Source organism: Sphingomonas sp. Tas61C01 (genome assembly GCF_052567495.1).
In genome coordinates this window covers 1562069-1582386 of record NZ_CP199583.1, presented here as the reverse complement: position 1 = coordinate 1582386, position 20318 = coordinate 1562069, and the positions used below count along the sequence as shown (strand labels likewise).

Sequence of the window (20318 nt, the reverse complement as noted above, 5' to 3'; positions counted from 1 at the left end):
AAGCTATGCGCGTGGCCACCATCCCGTTCCAACAGACGATGCGCTCGGCGCTGCAGAAGTCGCAGCAGGATCTCGTCACCACGCAGCAGCGGCTCGCGACGGGCAAGCAGGTCAACGACATCGCCGGGCTCGGCACCGACGCGGTGCGGACGCTGTCGACCCGCAGCCTGCTCGCCGCGCAGGAAGCGCAGGGCGATACCGCGCGCCAGATCGGCACGACGCTGGCGCTCTACGACGCCAGCATCTCGCAGGTCGATACGGCCGCGACCGATCTTCGCGCCAGCCTGGTCACCGCGATCGGGACGAGCAAGTCGCCCGGCCTGCAACAGGTGGCGGAGGCCGCATTCGCGCAGTACCGGTTGGCGCTGAACAGCACGTCGGAGGGCAAGGCGATGTTCGGCGGCGCGCAGGTCGACGCGCCGCCCTTCCGGCTCGCCACGCTGGCGGACACCGTCGGCGCGACCGCCGCGACCGCTTTCGCCAACGACGACGTGCGCAGCGTGGCGCGGGTCGGCGACGGCATCGACGTGACCTATGGGCTGACCGCGAGCGACATCGGCAGCGACATGCTGGCGGTGTTCCGCACGCTGGCGGAAGCCGGTCCGATCGGCGACACGCCGACCGCGGCGCAGCTCGCCGCGATGAAGGCGGCGGTCGACCAGTTGGACGTCGCGACGCCGCAGGTCCGCGCGGTCGGCAGCGCCAACGGGGCGCGCCAGGCGCAGGTCGAAACGCTCGCGGCACGCGCCGACGATCGCAAGGTGCTGCTGAGCAGCATCATCGCGAAGAACGAGGGCGTCGATTACGGCCAGCTGTCGATCGACCTCGAGACGCAGAAGCAGTTGCTCGACGTGAGTTCGTCGGTGTTCGTCCAGATCACCCGGATGAGCCTCGCCAACTATCTCGACTGATCGCTGCCCGGAACACCCGGCCCGGCCCGCCCGTTGACCGCGCTCGTTCCAGTAACCAGCGAAAGTGAGTCACCATGGCTGCCAAGGGCCCCAAATCCCGTCCCGCCAAGCACCCGCGCCCGGCGCCGCGCAACCTCGGCGTCGCGACGATCACCGCCGGGATCGCGGCGCTCGGCATCGGCGCGGCGTTTCTGGGCCTGTTCGTGCGTCGTGCGCGAACGAACCCGGCGGAGCACGCCGCCCCGGATCTCGCGCTCGGCAGGCCGCATCCCGGTCCTCACGACCGCGCCCCGGACGCGTTCCGGCCGGATCCGACCGCGCCGGTGCCCGAAGCGATGCGCGAATCGCTGCGCCCCGCGACCGGCCCGGCGCCAGGCTTCGCAGCGGATCGCGGGTCGACGATCGGAGTGTGACAGGCGGTAGGTCGTCGGATCTCTCGCCACCTCCGTCACCCCGGGCCCGACCCGGGGTCCCGCTTCGTTCGATAAGCCGGGCCAGCGCCCGGCACTAGCGGGACCCCGGGTCGAGCCCGGGGTGACGAGATGAGGTTGGGCGAACGGTCAGATAGGTGCGGAAGTTGACGTCATTGCGTCACCGCCGCACCCTCCGCCCGGGCCTGCGGTTTGCTATTTGGCCCCCCCGCGCCCATATGAGGGATGCTACAGTCGCATATCGACGGTCTTCGGCGCTTTGCGGCTCCCTCTTCCTTCCTTCCCTGCTGCCGAGGCACCGGGCTGCCCGACTCGCGGACGGCCCCCTGAAAGAAGGAAGCTATTATGGTCACCGGCACCGTCAAATTCTTCAATGCCGACAAGGGCTATGGCTTCATTGCGCCGGATGGCGGCGGCAATGACGCGTTCGTCCATGTGACGGCCGTCGAGCGCGCCGGCATGGTCACGCTGCGTGAAAAGCAGCGCGTGTCGTACGATCTCGAGCCCGACAAGCGCGGCAAGCAGTCGGCGGTCAACCTGCAGCCGCAGGACGACTGATCTACTCGATCGGCCCGGCGACCATCGTGTCGCCGGGCCGTTTCGTTCCTAACCTTCTTTTGCAGGAGATCGTCGATGCGAGAGAGCGACACCTACACCGCCCGCGCCACCGCAGCCGCCGCGGATGCCGACGCCGCGACGCTGGACAATGTCCGCGAGCGCTGCCTGCGCGCCGAGCAGGCCTGGTCCAAGATGGCCGAGCGCAGCCTGCGCGTCGAAACCGCCCGCGCGACCCGTGAAGGCGCGACCCAGGCTTCCGTCGCTGCCGCGGCAATGGCCAACAATTAATCTGAAGCAACCTTTCCTCCTGTCGGCGCATTGAGCGTCGACAACAGGAGGAGAGAGATAATGTCTGTCGTCACGCGCGCGATGCCCTTGGCCGCGCTTGCCGCCGCTACCCTGGTTTCCGGTTGCGTCGGATCTGGCGGTGGCTATGGCAACGATCCCCGCTACCGAAGCTATTCCCAGTACGACTATAATCGTGCCGATCCGAATTACGGCGGCTATGATGCCGGGCGTTATTATGTCGACGATCAGCGCTATCGCGAGCGTCGCCTCGCCCGCAACGATCGGGTGTATCGCGGCCAGAACGGCAATTACTATTGCCGCCGCAACGACGGCACCACGGGGCTGATCGTCGGCGGCGTCGCCGGAGGCGTGCTCGGCAACATCATCGCGCCCGGCGGTTCGGGGCTGCTCGGCACGCTGCTCGGTGCGGCCGGCGGTGCAGCGATCGGCAAGTCGGTCGACAGCAAGAACGTCCGCTGCCGCTGACGACTATCGGGCACCCCGCTGGGCCGGTCGGTCCAGCGGGGTGCCGGAGTCCTTCCACCTATCGAGAACGGCGGCCGCCGGGGGCAACCGATCGGCAGCCACCGGCGCCTCGGTCCTGACCGCGCGCTCCACGGGCGCCGGAGGTGCTGCAGCAACGATCGTCGATTGTAGCGCGATCGGCGCGATGATCGGTTCGTCACCGCGATAACGTTGAGTGAAGGCCGCGGCGGTCCCCCAATAGCCTTTCCATCGATGGAAGAAGTGCGCACCCACCGTGTCGGTCATGACCAGACTACGGTTCCACGCAGGCGTAACCGCGTAGGTGTGGTAATGCGTCGCCAGCCCGACCCCGACGAACACCCGCCCGCCGAGAGCGAGCGCCGCGACACGCGCTGCGCGGGCCCAGCCCGACGCGGTCGGGACGTGCGCCGATGCGCCGTCGCAGGCGAAGCTGAACTGGCACCCCGGACGCGCCGCCCCCTGGTAGACGACGCCGCAGACGCTCGCCGGAAAGGCGGGGTGGCGGACCCGGTTGAGCACCACCTGCGCCACCGCGGCCTGGCCCGCGTCGCCTTCGGTCGCGGCCTCGTAATAGACCGCGGCGGTCAGGCACTGCATCGCCCGGGCGCGGTCGATGCTCGCGATGCCGCGCAGGCTGAACGGCGATGCGCCCACCTTGGCGTCTTCTATGGTGGTCACGGGAACGGGGCCGGCGGGCAAATCGATCGTCCCGATATCGCTATGCGTGGGAGCGATCTCCTGAACCACGCGGTAGGGCGGAGGCGCTTGCAGCCACCGCGCCTGCACTGACCAGGCGAGTGCGAGCACCGCCGCCGCGCATAGCACCGCAATCGCGGAGGCACGGGTCGCATGGATGCTCGGCAGGCGGATCGACAGGAGCGTTCTCCGCGTCGGTAGTGACGCGGGGTTCGCCATAACGAGCCTGGGTTAGCGTCGCGTCACCACGTAGCTTGTGCTCGGGCGAAGGCTGGAGCCCAATACCGGGTTCTCGCGTTCGCGGGGACACAAAGGTCCGGGTGAAGCCTCAAGCTTATTTCAACGACACGGCATCCAGCTTCACCGCCGCATCGGGGATCACCTCCACCGACGGATACGCCTTGCGCAACGGCTCGATGAACTGCTTGGCGTCGCCGACCACCGCGATGCTCGCGCCCTTGGGATCGAGCAGCGACTTCGACGCCGCCTGCACCGCCGCCGGGTCGACCGCCTGCACCGCGCCGACGTAGCGGCTCAGTTCCGCCAGCGGCACCGACTGGACGACATAGTCGCCGACCACGTCCGCGACGCCTTCGGTGGTGCCGAGCGCGTCGCCGAAATTGCCGATCAGCACCGCCTTGCGCGTGTCGAGCTCGTCTGAGGGCACCGGCGCCGCGCCCATCCGTGCCATCTCGCCGACGATCAGCGTCACCACATCCGGCGCGGTGCTGTTCTTGGTCTGGGTCCGCGCGGCGACGATGCCGGTCAGCCGCCGCGCCTGGACGCCGCTGCCCGCGCCATAAGCGAGCCCGCGCTTGATCCGGATCTCCTGGTTCAGCCTCGACGAGAAGCCGCCGCCGAGCACCGTATTGGCGAGGCTGAGCGGATAGTATCGCGGGTCGGCCCGAGTGATTGCGGGCCGCGCGACGACGACCCCGGCCTGGCCGGCGCCGGGCATGTCCACAACAACTACCCGTCGGCCCGGCACCGCTGCCGGCCGCACCGCCGCAATCGCGGAGGGCGACCCGCGCCACTCGCCGAACTGTGCCTGGGCGAGCGCCGCCGCGGCGGCAGGCGTGACGTCGCCGACCATGATCAGCGCCGCCTGCGACGGCACCCAGGTGCCGCGATAGCTGGCAGCGATGTCGTCGCGGGTGATCGCCTTCAGCGAACTCGGCGTGCCCTCCAGCGGCGCGGCATAGGGCCCGTCGCCGAATACCAGCCGCGTCGCCACCAGCCCGGCCAGCTGCGCGGGGTTCTTCATCGCGACCTGGACGCCGTCGATCGTCTGCGCGCGGGCACGATCGATCTCCGCCTGCGCGAAGGCCGGGCGGATCGCGACGTCGGCCAGGATCGGCATCGCCTTGCCGAGCTGGTCGGACTTCACCGTCACCGTCACCGCGGCGCCGTCGCGGTCGGCGCTGCTGCTGATCGCGCCGCCGAGCGATTCGATCTGGCGGGCGATGTCGGTGGCGGATCGCGTCGCCGTTCCCTTGGTCATCACCTCGGCGGCGAGGTTCGCCACGCCGGACCGCGCGCGGGGATCGGTCGCGCCGCCGCCGGTCGCGACCAGCGCCGCGGTGACCAGCGGCAGATCGTGGCGCTCGACGGTGATCACCCGCAGCCCGTTCGCCAGCCGCGTTTCGATCGGCTGCGGCACCGCGGCCTGCACCGGCGCACCGGGGGGCGGGGGCAGCAGGCGGACGCCGTCGGGGGCGGGCGTGACGATCTCGACCTTGGCGGGCGGCGTCAGGCTCTCGGTGGCGACGGTGGTCGCCACCGCGATCGTGTCGCCCGTGGTCCCGGCGGGCTTGGCGGTGTCCGGCAGATACCGCACCGTCGCGGATTGCTGCGCGCCGAGATATTTGCGCGCGACCCGCTGGACGTCGCCGATCGAGACCGACGCGATCGCGGCGAGCTGGCGGTCGGTGGCGCGGGGATCGCCGTCGATGATCACCGACGACGCCAGCACGCGTGCCTTGCCCTCGGGGGTCTCGCGGCTCTTGATCGCGGCGGTGAGGATCTCGTTCTTGGCCTCGGCGAGCTCGGCCGCGGTCACCGGCGCGTCACGCAGCCGCGCGATTTCGCCCGACAATGCCGTTTCGCCCTCGTCGATGGTCTTTCCGCCGGCGAGGATCGCGTAGGCGATCAGGTTGCCGACGCCCTGCTTGCTGTCGAGGAACGCCGCCGCATCCTGCGCGACCTGATCGCGATAGACGAGGCTCTGGTACAGCCGCGAGCTTTCACCCGTGGCGAGGATCGTCTGCAACACGGTCAGCGCAGGAATGTCCGGATCGCGATCGGCGGGGACGTGCCAGGTCATCATGATCGCCGGCAGCGGGGTGTTGGCCTCGTAGACGGTGTAGCGCACCGGCGCGGTGCGCGGCGGCTCGGTTACCGTCACCCGCGGGATCTTTCCCGCCGGCTTGGCGATGCCCGCGAAGTATTTGTCCACCCACGCGTTCAGCTGGGCGGGATCGAAATTGCCCGAGACCACGAGGACCGCATTGTCGGGCCGGTAATAGGTCGCGTGGAACGCGCGGACATCGTCGATCGACGCCGCCTCGAGCTCGGCGATGCTGCCGATCGTCGACCGCGCATAGGGATGCCGGGTGTAGGACGCGGCGGACAGATAGGTCGAGAACAGCTTGCCGTAGGGGCGGGCGAGGGTCGACTGGCGCAGTTCCTCCTTCACCACGTCGCGCTCCGAACCGAAGGTCTTGGGCTCGACCACCAGGCTCGCCATCCGGTCCGCTTCCGCGAACAACAGTCGCTGGAGGTGGTTGGCGGGGACGACCTCGTAATAGTTGGTGTAGTCGTCGTTGGTCGACGCGTTGTTGTTGCCGCCGACATCCTCGGTCAGCCGGTCCATCTGTTCGGGGACGAGATTGCGGCTCGCCTTGAACATCAGATGCTCGAACATGTGCGCGAAGCCCGACCGGCCCTTGGGATCGTCCTTCGATCCGACATCGTACCAGACCTGGATCGCGACGTTCGACGTCTTCGTATCGCGCAGCGCGAACACCCGCAGCCCGTTGGCGAGCGTCCGCTCGGTATAGGCGATCGGCTTGACGGTCGCGGCCGGGCTAGCGGTCTGCGCGCTCGCAAGGGAGGGGGACAGGGCTGCGCCGAGCAGCAGGGCAACACGGAACAGGCGCATCGTTTATCTCCGGATGGGGAGGGAAGGGTTGATACTCATCTCGTCACCCCTGACTTGATCCGGGGTGACGGCTCCATTGAGGATAACCCTCAATCCTTCTTCCCCGAATTCGCGAACAGCACCGCCGCGGCGACCGCGGCAGAGCCGATGCCGACGCCGATGATGCGCATCGGCCAGCGGCTCCTGGTCGCGGGGTCGGCCGTCGTCGCGGCGGCGGTCTCGCGCGCCTTGGCTGCGGCGACCGCCTCCAGGATCTCGTTGGGTTCGTCGGCCATCTCTACTCTCCTCGTACCGGGCGATAGCGTTCGCGGAAGTCGTTCGCGAACGCGCCGAGCCTGCCCGCCGCAATGGCGTGCCGCAGGTCGGCCATCAAGCTTTCGTAGAACCAGACATTGTGTTCGGTCATCAGCATCGCGCCCAGGATCTCGCCGCTACGCACCAGATGATGGACATAGGCGCGGGTCCATGTCGTGCAGACCGGGCAGGCGCAGCCGGGATCGAGCGGACCCTGATCCTCGCCGAACCGCGCATTGCGCAGGTTGATCGGGCCGCTCCGGGTGAAGGCCTGGCCGGTGCGCCCCGACCGCGTCGGCATCACGCAGTCGAACATGTCGATCCCGCGTTCGACCGCGCCGACGATGTCGTCGGGCTTGCCGACCCCCATCAGATAGCGCGGCTTGTCTGCGGGCAGCTGGCCGGGCGCGAAATCGAGGCAGCCGAACATCGCCTCCTGGCCTTCGCCGACCGCGAGGCCGCCGACCGCGTATCCGTCGAACCCGATGTCGATCAGCGCGTCGGCCGAGCGGTGGCGGAGGCGTTCGTCGAGCGCGCCCTGCTGGATGCCGAAGATCGCCGCGCGTTCGGCATGATCGACGCCGCCGTCGAACGCCGCGCGGCTGCGCCTCGCCCAGCGCATCGATCGCTCCATCGCCGCCGCCTGGACCTCCGCGGTGGACGTGGTCGGGACCAGCTCGTCGAACGCCATGACGATGTCCGAGCCCAGCAGCCGCTGGATCTCGATCGATCGTTCGGGACTGATCAGGTGGCGCGATCCGTCGAGGTGCGAACGGAACGACACGCCTTCCTCCGATCGCTTGGTCAGATCGGCGAGGCTCATCACCTGATAGCCGCCCGAGTCGGTGAGGATAGGCTTCGACCAGCCCATGAACGCGTGCAGCCCGCCCAGTCGTGCGACCCGCTCGGCGCCGGGGCGGAGCATCAGGTGATAGGTGTTGCCGAGGATGATGTCCGCGCCCGCCGCTGCGACCTCGGCGGGCTTCATCGCCTTCACCGTCGCGGCGGTCCCGACCGGCATGAACGCTGGGGTACGGATCGTGCCGCGCCGCATCGCGATCGCGCCGGTACGCGCGGCGCCGTCGGTGGCCTCGATCGTGAAGGCGAAGCGCGACACGTTACTTGCCCTTGCGCTTCGGCTTTTCGGGCGGGCGATCGCGGGGGACGGAGGCGCGGATCGTCAGCAGCTCGGCCCGCGACACCGCGCCGTCCTTGTTGCGATCGAGCCGCGCGACGACCCGCGCAAACTGCGCCTGCAACTCGGCGAGCGTGATCCGGTTGTCGCCGTCGGTGTCGATCTCGAACGGGCTCGGCAGCGCGTTGCGATCGCCCAGCCAGCGCTCCGCCCAGTCCGCGAAGCCGATATAGCCGATGCTCCCGGCATGCGCGGTATCGATCGCGTCGAACGAACGACGCACGCCCGAGGCGAGCTCGGCGGCGCTGGTGCTACCGTCCATGTTCGCGTCGAAGCCGGCGATCGCCATCCCGACCGGCTCGACGACCATCGTCGCGGGCGGCTGCGCGGGAAGGCTGGGGATGGCAGGCACCGCGGGCACCGGCACCGCCTGGAGCAGGATCGCGAAGGGGATCATCGACGGCACCTCAGGGCAGGAGCAGCGACGCATCGCCATAGCTATAGAAGCGATAGCCGCTTTCGATCGCGTGGCGATAGGCGTCCTGCATCCGCTCTCGACCCATCATCGCGGATACCAGCATGAAGAGGGTCGAGCGCGGCAGGTGGAAGTTGGTCATCAGCCCTTCGACCCCGCGAAAGCGGTAGCCGGGCGTGATGAAGATCGCGGTGTCGCCCTCGAAGGCGCGGATAACGCCGTCGTCGCCGGTCGCGCTCTCGATCAGCCGCAGCGAGGTGGTGCCGACTGCGATCACCCGGTTGCCGCGCGCGCGGACCGCGTTCAGCCGGTCGGCGGTCGCGGCGTCGATCCGGCCCCATTCGGCGTGCATGCGGTGGGCGTCGGTGTCGTCGACCTTCACCGGCAGGAAGGTGCCCGCGCCGACGTGGAGCGTCAGCGTGGCATGCTCGATTCCGGCGCCGCCGAGCGCCTCGATCAACGCAGGGGTGAAATGCAGCGCCGCGGTCGGCGCCGCGACCGCGCCGGGTCGGCTCGCGAACATCGTCTGGTAATCGTCGGCGTCGAGCGCGTCGGTCGGCCGGCGCGCGGCGATATAGGGTGGCAGCGGCATCCGCCCGGCGCGCGCGAGCAGCGTCTCGACCGGCTCGTCGCCCGCAAAATCGAGCGCGAAGCTGCCGTCCTCGCCGCGGTCGCCGGCGATCGCGCTCACGCCGTCGCCGAAGTCGATCGAGTCGCCCTCGCGCACGCGGCGGGCGTTGCGGACGAAGGCGCGCCAGCGGCGCGGGCCTTCGCGCTTGTGGAGCGTCGCGCCGATCCGCGCCTGGCCGAGCCGGCCGTCGAGTTGCGCAGGGATGACGCGGGTGTCGTTGAACACCAGCAGGTCGCCGACGCGGAGCAGCGCCGGCAGCTCGCCGACCACATGGTCGCTCGTCCGGTTGCCGTCGAGTACCAGCAGCCGCGCCGCATCGCGCGGGGCGGCGGGGCGTAGCGCGATGCTGTCGGTCGGCAGCGCGAAGTCGAACAGATCGACTTTCACTGCTTGGTCGAAGCGGCCTTCTTGGGCGCCGCGACCGCCGCCGGCTTCGGGCGTGCGGCGGTCTTGCCGGTCGCGGGGGGCGGCAGCGGGGCGGCGCCCGGCAGCGTCACCGGTGCGCCGAGCGACGGCGGCGGGGGCGGCGGTGCGGCGACATAGGCGGGCGGATTGTCCGCCGCGATATAGGCGCGCAGGATCCGGGTCGGGTTCGCGGGCGGCTCGCCACGCTCGATCGCGTCGACATAGGGCATGCCGTCCAGCACCCGGCCGAACACGGTGTATTTCTTGTCGAGCGCGAGCCGCGGCTGCAGCACGATGAAGAACTGGCTGTTGGCGCTGTTCTCGTCGTCGGCACGCGCCGCCGACACCGCGCCGCGGACGTGTGGATAGTAGTTGAACTCCGCCGCCAGATTGGGAAGCGACGAGCCGCCGGTGCCGTCGCCCTTGGGATCGCCGCCCTGCGCCATGAAGCCATCGATCACGCGGTGGAACAGCAGGCCGTCGTAGAAATGCTGGCGGGTGAGGATCTTGATCCGCTCAACCATCTTGGGCGCGAGATCGGGGCGCAGCCAGATCGTCACCCGGCCGCCGTCCGACAGATCGAGCAGCCAGAGATTCTCCTTGTCGGTGGTCTGCGGCACCGGCGCCCGCTCGGTCGTGACCGGGGTAGCCGGCGCGGCCTTTTGGCCGACGGCGGGCAAGGCAGCGAGACAGGCGACGAACGCGAACAGACGGGCAAAGAAGCGCATGGGTCCCCACCGAGATCGGAAAGAGCGCCGCTTAGAGCAAATCCGGGCTTGCGCCAATCTGAACATAATGTCGCCGCCGGGTGCGTCTCGGCGGCGACCGGCTCGGGAAGAGCTTACCGGATCAGGCGACCACGGCCTTGCGATTGCGCCTGGTCCGCAGCGCCACACCCATGCCGAGGAAGCCGAGCACCATCATGCCCCAGGTTGCGGGCTCGGGCACCGCGGCGACGTTGAGGGTGATCCCGCCGGCATTGTCGTAGAATTGCCAGGCGTGATCCTCGATCGCGAAGGTCACGTCGGTCTTCTTGCTGAAGTCGAGCTTCACCGGCCCGACTGCGGAATAGGCGGCGAACGCCGCATCCTCGGTCGCGTGGCGCGGCCCGGGCATATAGGTGGATTTGGTGACGCCGTCGAAGCTGTACTTGTAGTAATCGACCCAGCGCAGCGTCGAACTGGCGCTGACCGGCGCCCATGCGGTAAAAAGACCCTTGGCGAGCGACACGGTGTAGCTGCCCGGGTCGAACGAATAGGTGACCGCGGACTTGTCGAAGTCGGTGGCGCTCAAGTCGATCGTCGCCGCACTCGCCGGCAGGGGGGTGGCTAGCAGGACGGCACCGATAAGCATCTTGATCTTCGACATGGCAGTTAACCCTCTTCATTGATGGATGCCGCAGGACCAACTTCACCTGCTTGTTTGAATCCTATAATCTCCTTTAGATGGAACCTGCAATACTGCTTCCGGGGTATTCGTCTCGATATTGGATAATCGGGGTTAATGCTTAGGCGCGGGGGCCAGGGCACCGCGAGAGCTTGCCAAATCGAACCAATGCGCGGGGATTTACCAAAACTTCGGCATCCCGTCGTAGCGGTGGCGAATGGGTTGGACGGTTCATCTGCGCATCCTCGTCGCCCTGTTGGCGATGATGGTCGGCGCCGACCGGATGGCGCCCGCGCACGCGGCGGCGGGCAGGCCGCTCGCGGTGTGCCTAGCGCCCGCGGCGCCGGGCATGACGGCGCGTGGCAACTTCAAGCATCCCGGTCGATTCGACTGCGTTCGCGCGCAGCATCGCTGGCGTTCGGGCAGCTTCTGGGTGCTGTCGGCGCCGCTAAACGCCCAGGCCGAGCGCCGCGAACTCAACATCCGCTTCGCCAGCCTGTGGCAGAAGCGGATCGACGTCTATTTCCTATATGCCGACGGCACGATCCTGCGGTCGGGGTTCACCAGCGCGACCGCGGGGCGGCATCTGCAGCTCGGCGCGATCCTGTCGCTCCCGATCCCCTACCGTGCCGCCGCGCCGCCGGTACGCATCCTCTGGCATGTCGAGGGCGCCGTGAACTTGCGCGGTGTCGTGCTCGGCGCCGAGATCGCGACCGATGCGCAGAACGCCGCGAGCGAGACCATGCTCGCGGCACTCTATGGGGCGTTTGCGGGGATGGCGCTGGCGCTCATCGTCTACAATCTCGCTTTGTGGGGCGCGCTGCACCAGCGCTTCCAGCTGGTTTATTGCTGCCTGGTCCTCGCACTGCTCGCCTATGCCGCGAGTTCGTCGGGCGCGGTGATGCGGCTGTGGCCGATGCTCGACAACAACGATCGGCTGCGGCTGAACTCGTACCTGCTCGCAGCCTCGTCGATCCTCGCGATCGGGTTCGCGCGCAGCTTCTTCGGGGCGAAGGTGTTCACGCCGCGGCTGGCACGCGCCACCGAGGCGGCGATGGCGATGGTCGCGATCTCCACCATGTCCTGTGCGCTGCTGCCGGTGCGCTACATCCTGGCCACCGATCGCGCCGTCGCAATCGGGTACCTCGCGCTGATCGGGCTGGTGCCTGCGATCCTGTGGCAGGCATACCGGACGCGGAGCAATTATCTGTGGCTGTTCGCGATGGCCTGGGGGGCGCCGATCGTTTTCGCCGGGCTACGCCTGGCGAGCAGCGTCGGCCTGCTGGCGTGGAGCTTCTGGCTCGATAATTCGACGATCGTGTCGATGATGCTGGAGGCGCTGCTGTCGAGCTTCGCGATCGCCTATCGCATTCGCGTGCTCAGCCGGGAACGCGACAACGCGCGCGAGCAGGAGATCGCGGCGCGGCTGCTCGCCGCTACGGACCCGTTGACCGGGCTGCTCAATCGCCGCGCCTTCCTCGAACGATCGATCGGCCGCGCCGGCGGCCAGCGATTGCTGCTGGTCGACATCGATCACTTCAAGCGGGTCAACGAGACGATCGGCCATGACGGTGGCGACGAGGTGCTGCGCGTCGTCGCCCGCGCGTTGCGTGCGTCGGTGCCGGCGGAGGCGCTGGTCGCGCGGCTGGGCGGCGAGGAATTCGCGATCCTCGTCCCCGCCGGGACGAGCATCTCCGCGACCGCGGTGCTCGATCGCCTGCGCAGCGAGCGGATGCCATTCGACCTGTCGGTGACCGCCAGCATCGGCATCTGCACCGGGCCCCTGGCGCGCGAACACGATTGGAAGTCGATGTACCGCAGTGCCGACCGAGCCCTGTTCGAGGCGAAGGCCGCCGGGCGCGACCGGGTGCGCGATGCCGCGACACTGTCCTTCGCCGCCTGATCCATCCTTTATTTCCTGCATCGCCTACGCGTTGCGGTTGATCACGCCCGGCGCGCTGCTTACAGCGATGTAAATGAGCGATCCCGACTGGCTGAACCATTATCGTCACCCGACTATGTGGACGACGAGTTTCCCGCCCGAATCGCTCGTCCACCTCTTCGAAGAGAGTGCCTCGCGCCGCGGCGATGCGCCGCTGATCGACTTTCTCGGCCGGCGCTTTTCCTATGCGCAGACCCGCGCCGCGGCGGATCGGGTGGCGTGCGGGCTGGCGGCACTGGGCTATGGCAAGGGCGACCGGATCGGCCTGTTCCTGCCTAATGTGCCGCATTATCTCGCGGCCTATTACGGGATATTGAAGCTCGGCGCGACGGTGGTGAACTTCTCGCCGCTCTATACGGCGGGGGAGCTGGCGCATCAGGTCGCGGATTCGGGCACCCGGCTGCTGTTCACGATCAGCGTGAAGGCGCTGCTGCCGACCGCACTCGAGGTGCTCGAAACCAGCGCGGTCGAGCGGCTGGTGGTCGGATCGGTGGCGGGCGGGCTGCCGGCGGCGAAGTCCGTGCTCTACCGTCTGCTGAAGCGTAGCGAGACCGTCGACCGGCCCGCTGATCCGCGGGTGATCGCCTTCTCCACGCTGATCGCCAATCCCGGCACCTGCACCCCCGTCGCGATCGATGCGGCGAAGGACCTTGCGGTGATCCAGTATACCGGCGGCACTACCGGCACGCCCAAGGGCGCGATGCTGACCCATGCCAACATGGCCGCCAACGCACGCCAGGTCGCGGCGATCGATCCCGGGGCCGATCAGCCCGACCGCATCGTCGGCGTGCTGCCGCTGTTCCACGTCTTCGCCAATACCTGCGTCCTCAACCGTACCGTCGCCGCGGGCGGGATGATCGTGATGCTGCCGCGTTTCGACGCCGGGCAGACGCTCGCCGCGATCACACGCACCAAGGCGACGTCGCTGCCCGGCGTGCCGACGATGTACCGCGCGCTGCTCGATCACCCGGACATCGCCAGGACCGACTTCGCCTCGCTCCGGGTCTGCATCTCGGGCGGCGCGCCGCTGCCCGCCGAGGTCAAGACCGCGTTCGAGACCCGCACCGGCGCCCGGCTGATCGAGGGCTACGGCCTGTCGGAGAGCTCGGGCGTCGTCGCCTGCAATCCATACGAGGGCGAGGGCGAGGCCGGCACGATCGGTCAGCCGCTACCCGGCACGCTGATCCGCCTGGTCGACAAGGAGGACCCGCATCGCGCCGCCGCTGCCGGCGAGCCCGGCGAGATTCTGGTGAAGGGCCCGCAGATCATGGCCGGCTACTGGCAGCGCCCCGATGCCGATGCGGAGGTGTTCGTCGACGGCTGGCTGCGCACCGGCGACGTCGGCACGATCGACGCCAACGGCTTCATCCGCATCGTCGACCGGCTGAAGGACATGATCGCGGTGTCCGGCTTTAAGGTCTTCCCCAGTCAGATCGAGGCGGTGCTCTACCATCATCCCGCGGTGAAGGAGGCGCTGGTGATCGGCGTGCCCGACACCTATCGCGGCGAGCGCCCCCGCGCATACGTGACGTTGCAGGACGATCCCGACGTCGACGGCGAGGCACTGCGGGTCTGGCTCAACGCGCAGATCGGGCGCCACGAACAGGTCGACCGTGTCGTCGTTCGTGATGCGCTTCCCAAGACGATGATCGGCAAGCTGAGCCGCAAGGAACTGGTCGCCGAAGTCCGCGCCGCCGAATGAGAGGGTGCGTGAGCGGCGAATGAGGGTTGCTTGCCTCCGCGACGACCATATCGCATAGCGCGGGCATGGATGACCCGATCGAAAGCCTGTCCTTCGAAGACGCGCTGAAGGAACTGGAGCGGATCGTATCGCGGCTGGAGAGCGGCGACGCCTCGCTCGACGAATCGATCCACTTGTACGAACGCGGCGACAAGCTGCGGCAGCGCTGCGCGGAGCGGCTCGACGCGGCCCAGGCGCGCATCGAGGCGATCCGCCTCGATGCCGAGGGCAAGCCGGTCGGCACCCGCCCGTTCGCCGCGGGCTGATCGTGACCGCGATCACGCTCGAGGCTGCGCTCGCCGAGGTATCGGCCGAGATCGACGACCGCTTCGACCAGCTGCTGCGCGTACCCGACGATTCGCGCGCCGATCTCTACCGCGCGATGCGCCACGCCACGATCGGCGGCGGCAAGCGGCTGCGGCCGTTGCTGGTGTTCGCGACCGCGGATCTGTTCGCGGTCGATCGCGACTGCGCCGCCCGCGCGGCAACCGCGATCGAGGCGATCCACGTCTATTCGCTGATCCACGACGATCTGCCCGCAATGGACGACGACGACATGCGCCGCGGCAAGCCCACGGTGCACAAGGCGTTCGGCGAGGCGGTGGCGGTGCTCGCCGGGGATTGCCTCCACGCGCTGGCGTTCGAGATCCTCGCCGATCCGGCGACCCATGCCGATCCCTTCGTCCGTGCCGAGCTGGTGATGGACCTGGCGCGCGCGGCGGGGCCGGCGGGCATGGCGGGCGGCCAGATGATGGACCTGGCGGCGGAGCAGACCCGCTTCGATCTCGCTACCGTGACCCGGCTCCAGCAGATGAAGACCGGTGCGCTGATCTCGGCGTCGGTGGAGGCGGGCGCGATCCTCGGCCGCCTGCCGGTCGAGGGCCGCACGGGGCTGCACGGCTATGCGCGCGACCTCGGGCTCGCCTTCCAGATCGCCGACGACCTGCTCGACGCCGAGGGCGACGAGGCGGTCGCGGGGAAGAAGCTGCGCAAGGACGAGGTCGCGGGCAAGGAGACGTTCCTGTCGCTGCTCGGCGTCGATCGCGCGCGCGAACAATGTCGCATGCTGGTCGACCAGGCGATCGCACACCTCCACGCGTTCGGCGACGAGGCCGATCTGCTGCGCCAGGTGGCACGCTACGTCGTCGAGCGCGATCGATAGGGGACACGGCCATGACGACGCGCATCGGGGTCTATCCCGGCACCTTCGACCCGCTGACCCTGGGCCACATGGACATCATCCGCCGCGGCGCCAAGTTGGTCGACCGGCTGGTGATCGGGGTGACGACCAACCCGTCCAAGTCGCCGATGTTCACGATCGAGGAACGCATGGCGACGGTCCGGCGCGAGGTCGCGGAGATCGGCGGCGAGATCGACATCGTCGCGTTCGATTCGCTGCTGATGGACTTCGCCGAGCGTCAGGGCGCCCGCATCATCGTCCGCGGCCTGCGCGCGGTCGCCGATTTCGAATACGAATATCAGATGGCGGGAATGAACCAGCAGATCAATCCACGGGTCGAGACGGTCTTCCTGATGGCCGACGTCGCGCTCCAGCCGATCGCGAGCCGCCTGGTAAAGGAAATCGCGCTCTACGGCGGCGAGATCGCGAAATTCGTATCACCGAGCGTTCGTGAAGAGGTGGTCGCCCGGGTGGAGAAGCTGGGCCGCAAGGGTAGCTGAGGAGCGGGGCGGCTCAGCGTCCCACCTCCACAGTGTCCCCGCGAAGGCGGGGACCCAGTACTGGGCTCCCGCCTTCGCGGGAGCACAATAGAGGAGCGGTAAAAGGCTTCATCCAACTACCACCCCGGCGGAGGCCGGGGCCCAGTTGGCGGACGATCGTGGCTTGGGGTCGCGCCCGATTACATGAGCCTTCCCACCTGGGCCCCGGCCTCCGCCGGGGTGGTGGGAGGGGGTGGGTGCGCCTTACCCAACCCCCCCGCATACATCACGCCACGTCGGTGACCACCTTGCGCCCGCCCTTCTTGGGCTTCTTCGGCGCGGCGGATTCGATCGCGAACGCCAGCGCGCCGTCCTTCATCTTCACGGTCACCTCGCCGCCATGGACTAGCTTGCCGAACAACAGCTCCTCCGCCAGCGGCTGCTTGATCTTCTCCTGGATCAGGCGGCCCATCGGACGCGCGCCGTACAGCTTGTCGTAGCCCTTTTCGGTCAGCCAGCACTTCGATGCGTCGTCGAGCTGGATGTGGACGTTGCGGTCCGCCAGCTGCAGTTCGAGCTGGAGGATGAACTTGTCCACCACCCGCGCGACCACTTCGGTCGGCAGATAGCCGAACGGCACGATCGCATCGAGCCGGTTGCGGAATTCCGGCGTGAACATCTTCTGCACCGCCTGCTCGTCCTCGCCCTCGCGAGTGAGGTTGCCGAAGCCGACCGTCTCGCGCGCCATGTCCGACGCACCGGCATTGGTGGTCATGATCAGGATGACGTTGCGGAAATCGACCGACTTGCCGTGCTGATCGGTCAGGCGGCCGTTATCCATCACCTGCAACAGGATGTTGAACAGGTCGGGGTGCGCCTTCTCGATCTCGTCGAGCAGCAGCACGCAATGCGGCTGCTGGTCGACCGCGTCGGTCAGCAGGCCGCCCTGGTCGAACCCGACATAGCCCGGGGGCGCGCCGATCAGCCGGCTGACCGAATGCCGTTCCATATATTCGGACATGTCGAAGCGCTGGAGCGGGATGCCCATGATCTGCGCGAGCTGCTTGGCGACCTCGGTCTTGCCGACGCCGGTCGGGCCGGTGAACAGATAATTGCCGATCGGCTTCTCGGGATCGCGCAGGCCCGCCCGCGACAGCTTGATCGCCGATGCCAGCAGCTCGATCGCCTTGTCCTGCCCGAACACCACGCGCTTCAGATCGGTCTCGAGCGAGGCGAGCGACTTCTTGTCGTCCGACGACACCGATTTCGGCGGGATCCGCGCCATCGTCGCGATGACCGCCTCGATCTCCTTGGTGGTGATCGTCTTCTTGCGCTTCGACGGCGGCACCAGCATCTGCATCGCGCCGACCTCGTCGATCACGTCGATCGCCTTGTCGGGCAGCTTGCGGTCGTTGATGTAGCGCGCGCTGAGTTCCACCGCCGACTTGATCGCGTCGGGGGTGTATTTCACCGAATGATGCTCCTCGAACGCGGTGCGCAGCCCGGCGAGGATCTTGATCGTGTCCTCGATCGTCGGCTCGTTGACGTCGATCTTCTGGAACCGCCGCAGCAGCGCGCGATCCTTCTCGAAGTGGTTGCGGAACTCCTTGTACGTCGTCGATCCGATGCACCGGATGGTGCCGCCCGACAGCGCCGGCTTCAGGAGGTTCGACGCGTCCATCGCCCCGCCGCTGGTCGCGCCGGCGCCGATCACGGTGTGGATCTCGTCGATGAACAGCACTGCGTGCGGCAGCTTCTCGAGCTCGTTGACGACCGCCTTCAGCCGCTCCTCGAAATCGCCGCGATAGCGCGTGCCCGCCAGCAGCGAGCCCATGTCGAGCGAATAGATCACCGCCTGCAGCAGCACGTCGGGCACGTCGCCCTCGACGATCTTGCGCGCCAGCCCCTCCGCGATCGCGGTCTTGCCGACGCCGGGATCGCCGACATAGAGCGGGTTGTTCTTCGACCGGCGGCACAGGATCTGGATCGTGCGATCGACCTCGGGGCCGCGGCCGATCAGCGGATCGACCTTGCCGTTCTTGGCCTTCTCGTTGAGGTCGACGGTGAACTGCTTGAGCGCGCTTTCGCTCTTGCCCTTGCTGTCGCCCTTCACCTGCTTCTCTTCCTCTGCACCCTTGGGGGTCGCGGCCTCGGCGGCGCCGCCCTTGCCGACGCCGTGGCTGATGAAGCTGACCGCATCGAGACGGCTCATGTCCTGCTGCTGCAGAAAATAGACCGCATAGCTCTCGCGCTCGCTGAACAGTGCGACCAGTACGTTGCCGCCGGTCACTTCGTCGCGGCCGGACGACTGGACGTGGAGGATCGCGCGCTGGACGACCCGCTGGAAGCCGCTGGTGGGCGAGGGATCGGTCGCCGCCTCGACCTTCAGCGCATCGAGCTCGGTGTCGAGATAATGCGCCACCGTCGTCTTCAGCTCGCCGAGATCGACATGACACGCGTCCATCACCTTGGAGGCATGCTCGTCGTCGATCAGCGCGAGCAGCAGATGCTCCAGCGTCGCATATTCGTGGCGGCGGGACGATGCGGCTTCGAGCGCCTTGTGCAGCGTGGTCTCGAGCGCGGGGGCGAATGACGGCATGTCAGGATACTCCAGTCGGGCGCAAGTAACGGCCGGGAGCCGCGCCCTTTCCGCTTATGTCGGAATTGAACCGCTCCGCATCAAGCGCCCCGTTCCCGCCCCGTCCATATCTTGTAGGAAGCCGGACGGGGCAGGGGACGCTCATCGCTTGAATAGCTGGTCGGCGTGTGCCCGGTGATCGACCGCGCGTTCCAGCTTGATTCGGGATCGCGCGATCTCGCCCTCGAGCACGGTGATGCGTGCTTCGAGTTCGGCCACCGACAGGGGATCGAGGTCCTGCCGGATCAGCTCGTCAAGTGCGTCGTTGGGACGCGAGGGGGCGTCGTCGAGCTCCATTGCAGTGCAGCGTTGACCCTGGCACGCACGATGTCAATAACGCCGTTTCGTCCAGCAAGCCGAAGCGAGACACATGGTCGCGATCCCCAGCACGATGAACGCGATCGATCCGCAGGAGCCCGGCGGGCCCGAGGTGCTGAAGCTGGTCGAGCGTCTGGTCCCGACGCCGGAAGCGGGCGAGGTGCTGGTCCGCGTCGCCGCGATCGGGGTGAATCGGCCCGAGGTGATGCAGCGCAAGGGCATGTACCCGCCGCCGCCCGGCGCCTCGTCGATCCTCGGGATGGAATTCTCCGGCACGATCGTGGCCGTGGGCGACGGCGTCGATGCCGAGCAGATCGGCCAACCGGTGTGCGCGCTGGTCACGGCCGGGGCCTATGCCGAATATGCGGTCGCGCCGTTCGGGCAATGCCTGCCGGTGCCGCAGGCGCTGACGATGGTCGAGGCCGCGGCGATCCCCGAAACCCTGTTCACGGTGTGGACCAACCTGTTCGAGCGCGCCTATGCGACCGAGGGTGACACGGTGCTGGTCCATGGCGGCACCAGCGGCATCGGCACGATGGCGATCGCGCTGTGCAACCTGTTCGACGTGGGCGTGATCGTCACCGCCGGATCGGACGAGAAATGCGCCCGCGCGCTCGATCTCGGCGCGGATCACGCGATCAACTACCGGACCGATGATTTCGTCGAGCGCGTCCGCGCGATCACCGGCGGCGCGGGGGTGCAGGCGGTGCTCGACATGGTCGGCGGCGATTACCTGCCGCGCAACCTCCAATGCTTGGCCGACGACGGTCGCCACGTCTCGATCGCGGTGCAGGGCGGAATGACCGCGACGATCCCGATCTTCGAGATCATGCGCCGGCGGCTGACGCTCACCGGCTCGACGCTGCGCCCGCGCGACACGCAGTTCAAGACGTTGGTCGCGGAGGAACTCGCCGCGACGGTATGGCCGCACGTCGAGGCGGGGCGGCTGAAGCCGGTGATCGACAAGGTCTTCCCCTTCGCTGCCGCCGCCGCGGCGCACGAACGGATGGAAGCCGGCGACCATGTCGGCAAGATCGTGCTGGAGGTGGTGGCGGCGTAGGCGGGCCGAGCGGCTGCCGACGCTGTCGCCGCTCCTCCTCTTCTTTCGTCATCCCCGCGCAAGCGGGGATCCATACTGGCTGA

21 protein-coding genes are annotated in these 20318 nt (G+C 68.2%); 11 read left to right on the top strand and 10 right to left on the bottom strand.

From position 1 onward, the window contains the following. The first annotated feature begins 5 nt into the window (after positions 1-5). From ACT009_RS07495 to ACT009_RS07475, 5 genes are all read left to right on the top strand, one after another. Complete coding sequence (locus ACT009_RS07495) at positions 6-911, top strand: flagellin (RefSeq protein ID WP_445193710.1); 906 nt, start codon at positions 6-8, stop codon at positions 909-911. A 74-nt stretch (positions 912-985) separates the two neighbouring features. Continuing rightward, positions 986-1324, top strand: coding sequence for a hypothetical protein (locus ACT009_RS07490; protein ID WP_445193709.1), 339 nt, complete (start codon positions 986-988; stop codon positions 1322-1324). Positions 1325-1687: 363 nt separating this feature from the next. Then, positions 1688-1900: a cold-shock protein gene (locus tag ACT009_RS07485; RefSeq protein ID WP_375421004.1), complete on the top strand. Its 213-nt coding sequence runs from the start codon at positions 1688-1690 to the stop codon at positions 1898-1900. A gap of 75 nt (positions 1901-1975) precedes the next feature. Next, positions 1976-2188, top strand: a complete 213-nt coding sequence (locus tag ACT009_RS07480) for a hypothetical protein (RefSeq protein ID WP_445193708.1) — start codon at positions 1976-1978, stop codon at positions 2186-2188. Between the two features lie 60 nt (positions 2189-2248). Beyond that, complete coding sequence (locus ACT009_RS07475) at positions 2249-2674, top strand: hypothetical protein (protein ID WP_445193707.1); 426 nt, start codon at positions 2249-2251, stop codon at positions 2672-2674. Between the two features lie 3 nt (positions 2675-2677). Here ACT009_RS07475 and ACT009_RS07470 read toward each other — a convergent pair whose 3' ends face one another. The 8 genes from ACT009_RS07470 to ACT009_RS07435 form a co-directional block, all read right to left on the bottom strand. After that, entirely contained in the window at positions 2678-3610 is a 933-nt protein-coding gene (locus ACT009_RS07470; RefSeq protein ID WP_445193706.1) for a cell wall hydrolase, read from the bottom strand. A 115-nt stretch (positions 3611-3725) separates the two neighbouring features. Next, the gene (locus tag ACT009_RS07465; RefSeq protein WP_445193705.1) at positions 3726-6551 is read right to left on the bottom strand and encodes a M16 family metallopeptidase; all 2826 of its coding nucleotides are present in this window, start codon (positions 6549-6551) and stop codon (positions 3726-3728) included. A gap of 89 nt (positions 6552-6640) precedes the next feature. After that, positions 6641-6826 carry a hypothetical protein gene (locus tag ACT009_RS07460; RefSeq protein ID WP_445193704.1) on the bottom strand — a complete coding sequence of 62 codons (186 nt, stop codon included), beginning with the start codon at positions 6824-6826 and terminating at the stop codon, positions 6641-6643. A 2-nt stretch (positions 6827-6828) separates the two neighbouring features. Further along, positions 6829-7962, bottom strand: a complete 1134-nt coding sequence (gene tgt, locus ACT009_RS07455; protein ID WP_445193703.1) for a tRNA guanosine(34) transglycosylase Tgt — start codon at positions 7960-7962, stop codon at positions 6829-6831. 1 nt (position 7963) lies between these two features. Continuing rightward, positions 7964-8437, bottom strand: coding sequence for an EF-hand domain-containing protein (locus tag ACT009_RS07450; RefSeq protein WP_445193702.1), 474 nt, complete (start codon positions 8435-8437; stop codon positions 7964-7966). 10 nt (positions 8438-8447) lie between these two features. Then, positions 8448-9473, bottom strand: coding sequence for a tRNA preQ1(34) S-adenosylmethionine ribosyltransferase-isomerase QueA (gene queA / locus ACT009_RS07445; RefSeq protein WP_445193701.1), 1026 nt, complete (start codon positions 9471-9473; stop codon positions 8448-8450). Next, the gene (locus tag ACT009_RS07440) at positions 9470-10219 is read right to left on the bottom strand and encodes a peptidylprolyl isomerase (RefSeq protein WP_445193700.1); all 750 of its coding nucleotides are present in this window, start codon (positions 10217-10219) and stop codon (positions 9470-9472) included. The genes queA and ACT009_RS07440 overlap by 4 nt, the downstream gene beginning before the upstream one ends. A 121-nt stretch (positions 10220-10340) precedes the next feature. Further along, a complete protein-coding gene (locus ACT009_RS07435; protein WP_445193699.1) occupies positions 10341-10859 on the bottom strand; it encodes a PEP-CTERM sorting domain-containing protein in 519 nt (172 codons plus the stop codon). 235 nt (positions 10860-11094) lie between these two features. Between ACT009_RS07435 and ACT009_RS07430 the strand changes: the two genes are divergently transcribed. From ACT009_RS07430 to coaD, 5 genes are all read left to right on the top strand, one after another. Beyond that, on the top strand, positions 11095-12780 hold the full coding sequence (locus ACT009_RS07430) for a diguanylate cyclase domain-containing protein (RefSeq protein WP_445193698.1): 1686 nt from the start codon (positions 11095-11097) through the stop codon (positions 12778-12780). Positions 12781-12853: 73 nt separating this feature from the next. Further along, positions 12854-14521, top strand: coding sequence for a long-chain-fatty-acid--CoA ligase (locus ACT009_RS07425; protein ID WP_445193697.1), 1668 nt, complete (start codon positions 12854-12856; stop codon positions 14519-14521). A 65-nt stretch (positions 14522-14586) separates the two neighbouring features. After that, entirely contained in the window at positions 14587-14826 is a 240-nt protein-coding gene (locus ACT009_RS07420; RefSeq protein ID WP_445193696.1) for an exodeoxyribonuclease VII small subunit, read from the top strand. Positions 14827-14828: 2 nt separating this feature from the next. Continuing rightward, entirely contained in the window at positions 14829-15722 is an 894-nt protein-coding gene (locus ACT009_RS07415; RefSeq protein ID WP_445193695.1) for a polyprenyl synthetase family protein, read from the top strand. Positions 15723-15733: 11 nt separating this feature from the next. Next, positions 15734-16240: a pantetheine-phosphate adenylyltransferase gene (coaD, locus tag ACT009_RS07410; protein ID WP_445193694.1), complete on the top strand. Its 507-nt coding sequence runs from the start codon at positions 15734-15736 to the stop codon at positions 16238-16240. 265 nt (positions 16241-16505) lie between these two features. On the opposite strand, the gene clpA is transcribed toward coaD, so the two are convergent. Both clpA and ACT009_RS07400 read right to left on the bottom strand, forming a co-directional pair. After that, positions 16506-18818 carry an ATP-dependent Clp protease ATP-binding subunit ClpA gene (clpA, locus tag ACT009_RS07405; RefSeq protein WP_445193693.1) on the bottom strand — a complete coding sequence of 771 codons (2313 nt, stop codon included), beginning with the start codon at positions 18816-18818 and terminating at the stop codon, positions 16506-16508. A 141-nt stretch (positions 18819-18959) separates the two neighbouring features. Then, positions 18960-19154 (bottom strand): DUF1192 domain-containing protein, encoded by a 195-nt coding sequence (locus ACT009_RS07400; RefSeq protein ID WP_445193692.1) that lies wholly within the window; start codon positions 19152-19154, stop codon positions 18960-18962. A 94-nt stretch (positions 19155-19248) separates the two neighbouring features. On the opposite strand from ACT009_RS07400, the gene ACT009_RS07395 reads away from it, so the two are divergent. Further along, positions 19249-20235: an NAD(P)H-quinone oxidoreductase gene (locus tag ACT009_RS07395; RefSeq protein WP_445193691.1), complete on the top strand. Its 987-nt coding sequence runs from the start codon at positions 19249-19251 to the stop codon at positions 20233-20235. The last annotated feature ends 83 nt before the right edge of the window (positions 20236-20318 follow it).

What these genes read in the sequence shown, in the direction of transcription:
- ACT009_RS07495 (WP_445193710.1), top strand. Translation starts at nt 6, where the DNA reads ATGCGCGTGGCCACCATCCCGTTCCAACAGACGATGCGCTCGGCGCTG.
- ACT009_RS07490 (WP_445193709.1), top strand. Translation starts at nt 986, where the DNA reads ATGGCTGCCAAGGGCCCCAAATCCCGTCCCGCCAAGCACCCGCGCCCG.
- ACT009_RS07485 (WP_375421004.1), top strand. Translation starts at nt 1,688, where the DNA reads ATGGTCACCGGCACCGTCAAATTCTTCAATGCCGACAAGGGCTATGGC.
- ACT009_RS07480 (WP_445193708.1), top strand. Translation starts at nt 1,976, where the DNA reads ATGCGAGAGAGCGACACCTACACCGCCCGCGCCACCGCAGCCGCCGCG.
- ACT009_RS07475 (WP_445193707.1), top strand. Translation starts at nt 2,249, where the DNA reads ATGTCTGTCGTCACGCGCGCGATGCCCTTGGCCGCGCTTGCCGCCGCT.
- ACT009_RS07470 (WP_445193706.1), bottom strand. Translation starts at nt 3,610, where the DNA reads ATGGCGAACCCCGCGTCACTACCGACGCGGAGAACGCTCCTGTCGATC.
- ACT009_RS07465 (WP_445193705.1), bottom strand. Translation starts at nt 6,551, where the DNA reads ATGCGCCTGTTCCGTGTTGCCCTGCTGCTCGGCGCAGCCCTGTCCCCC.
- ACT009_RS07460 (WP_445193704.1), bottom strand. Translation starts at nt 6,826, where the DNA reads ATGGCCGACGAACCCAACGAGATCCTGGAGGCGGTCGCCGCAGCCAAG.
- ACT009_RS07450 (WP_445193702.1), bottom strand. Translation starts at nt 8,437, where the DNA reads ATGATCCCCTTCGCGATCCTGCTCCAGGCGGTGCCGGTGCCCGCGGTG.
- ACT009_RS07440 (WP_445193700.1), bottom strand. Translation starts at nt 10,219, where the DNA reads ATGCGCTTCTTTGCCCGTCTGTTCGCGTTCGTCGCCTGTCTCGCTGCC.
- ACT009_RS07435 (WP_445193699.1), bottom strand. Translation starts at nt 10,859, where the DNA reads ATGTCGAAGATCAAGATGCTTATCGGTGCCGTCCTGCTAGCCACCCCC.
- ACT009_RS07430 (WP_445193698.1), top strand. Translation starts at nt 11,095, where the DNA reads ATGGGTTGGACGGTTCATCTGCGCATCCTCGTCGCCCTGTTGGCGATG.
- ACT009_RS07425 (WP_445193697.1), top strand. Translation starts at nt 12,854, where the DNA reads ATGAGCGATCCCGACTGGCTGAACCATTATCGTCACCCGACTATGTGG.
- ACT009_RS07420 (WP_445193696.1), top strand. Translation starts at nt 14,587, where the DNA reads ATGGATGACCCGATCGAAAGCCTGTCCTTCGAAGACGCGCTGAAGGAA.
- coaD (WP_445193694.1), top strand. Translation starts at nt 15,734, where the DNA reads ATGACGACGCGCATCGGGGTCTATCCCGGCACCTTCGACCCGCTGACC.
- clpA (WP_445193693.1), bottom strand. Translation starts at nt 18,818, where the DNA reads ATGCCGTCATTCGCCCCCGCGCTCGAGACCACGCTGCACAAGGCGCTC.
- ACT009_RS07400 (WP_445193692.1), bottom strand. Translation starts at nt 19,154, where the DNA reads ATGGAGCTCGACGACGCCCCCTCGCGTCCCAACGACGCACTTGACGAG.
- ACT009_RS07395 (WP_445193691.1), top strand. Translation starts at nt 19,249, where the DNA reads ATGAACGCGATCGATCCGCAGGAGCCCGGCGGGCCCGAGGTGCTGAAG.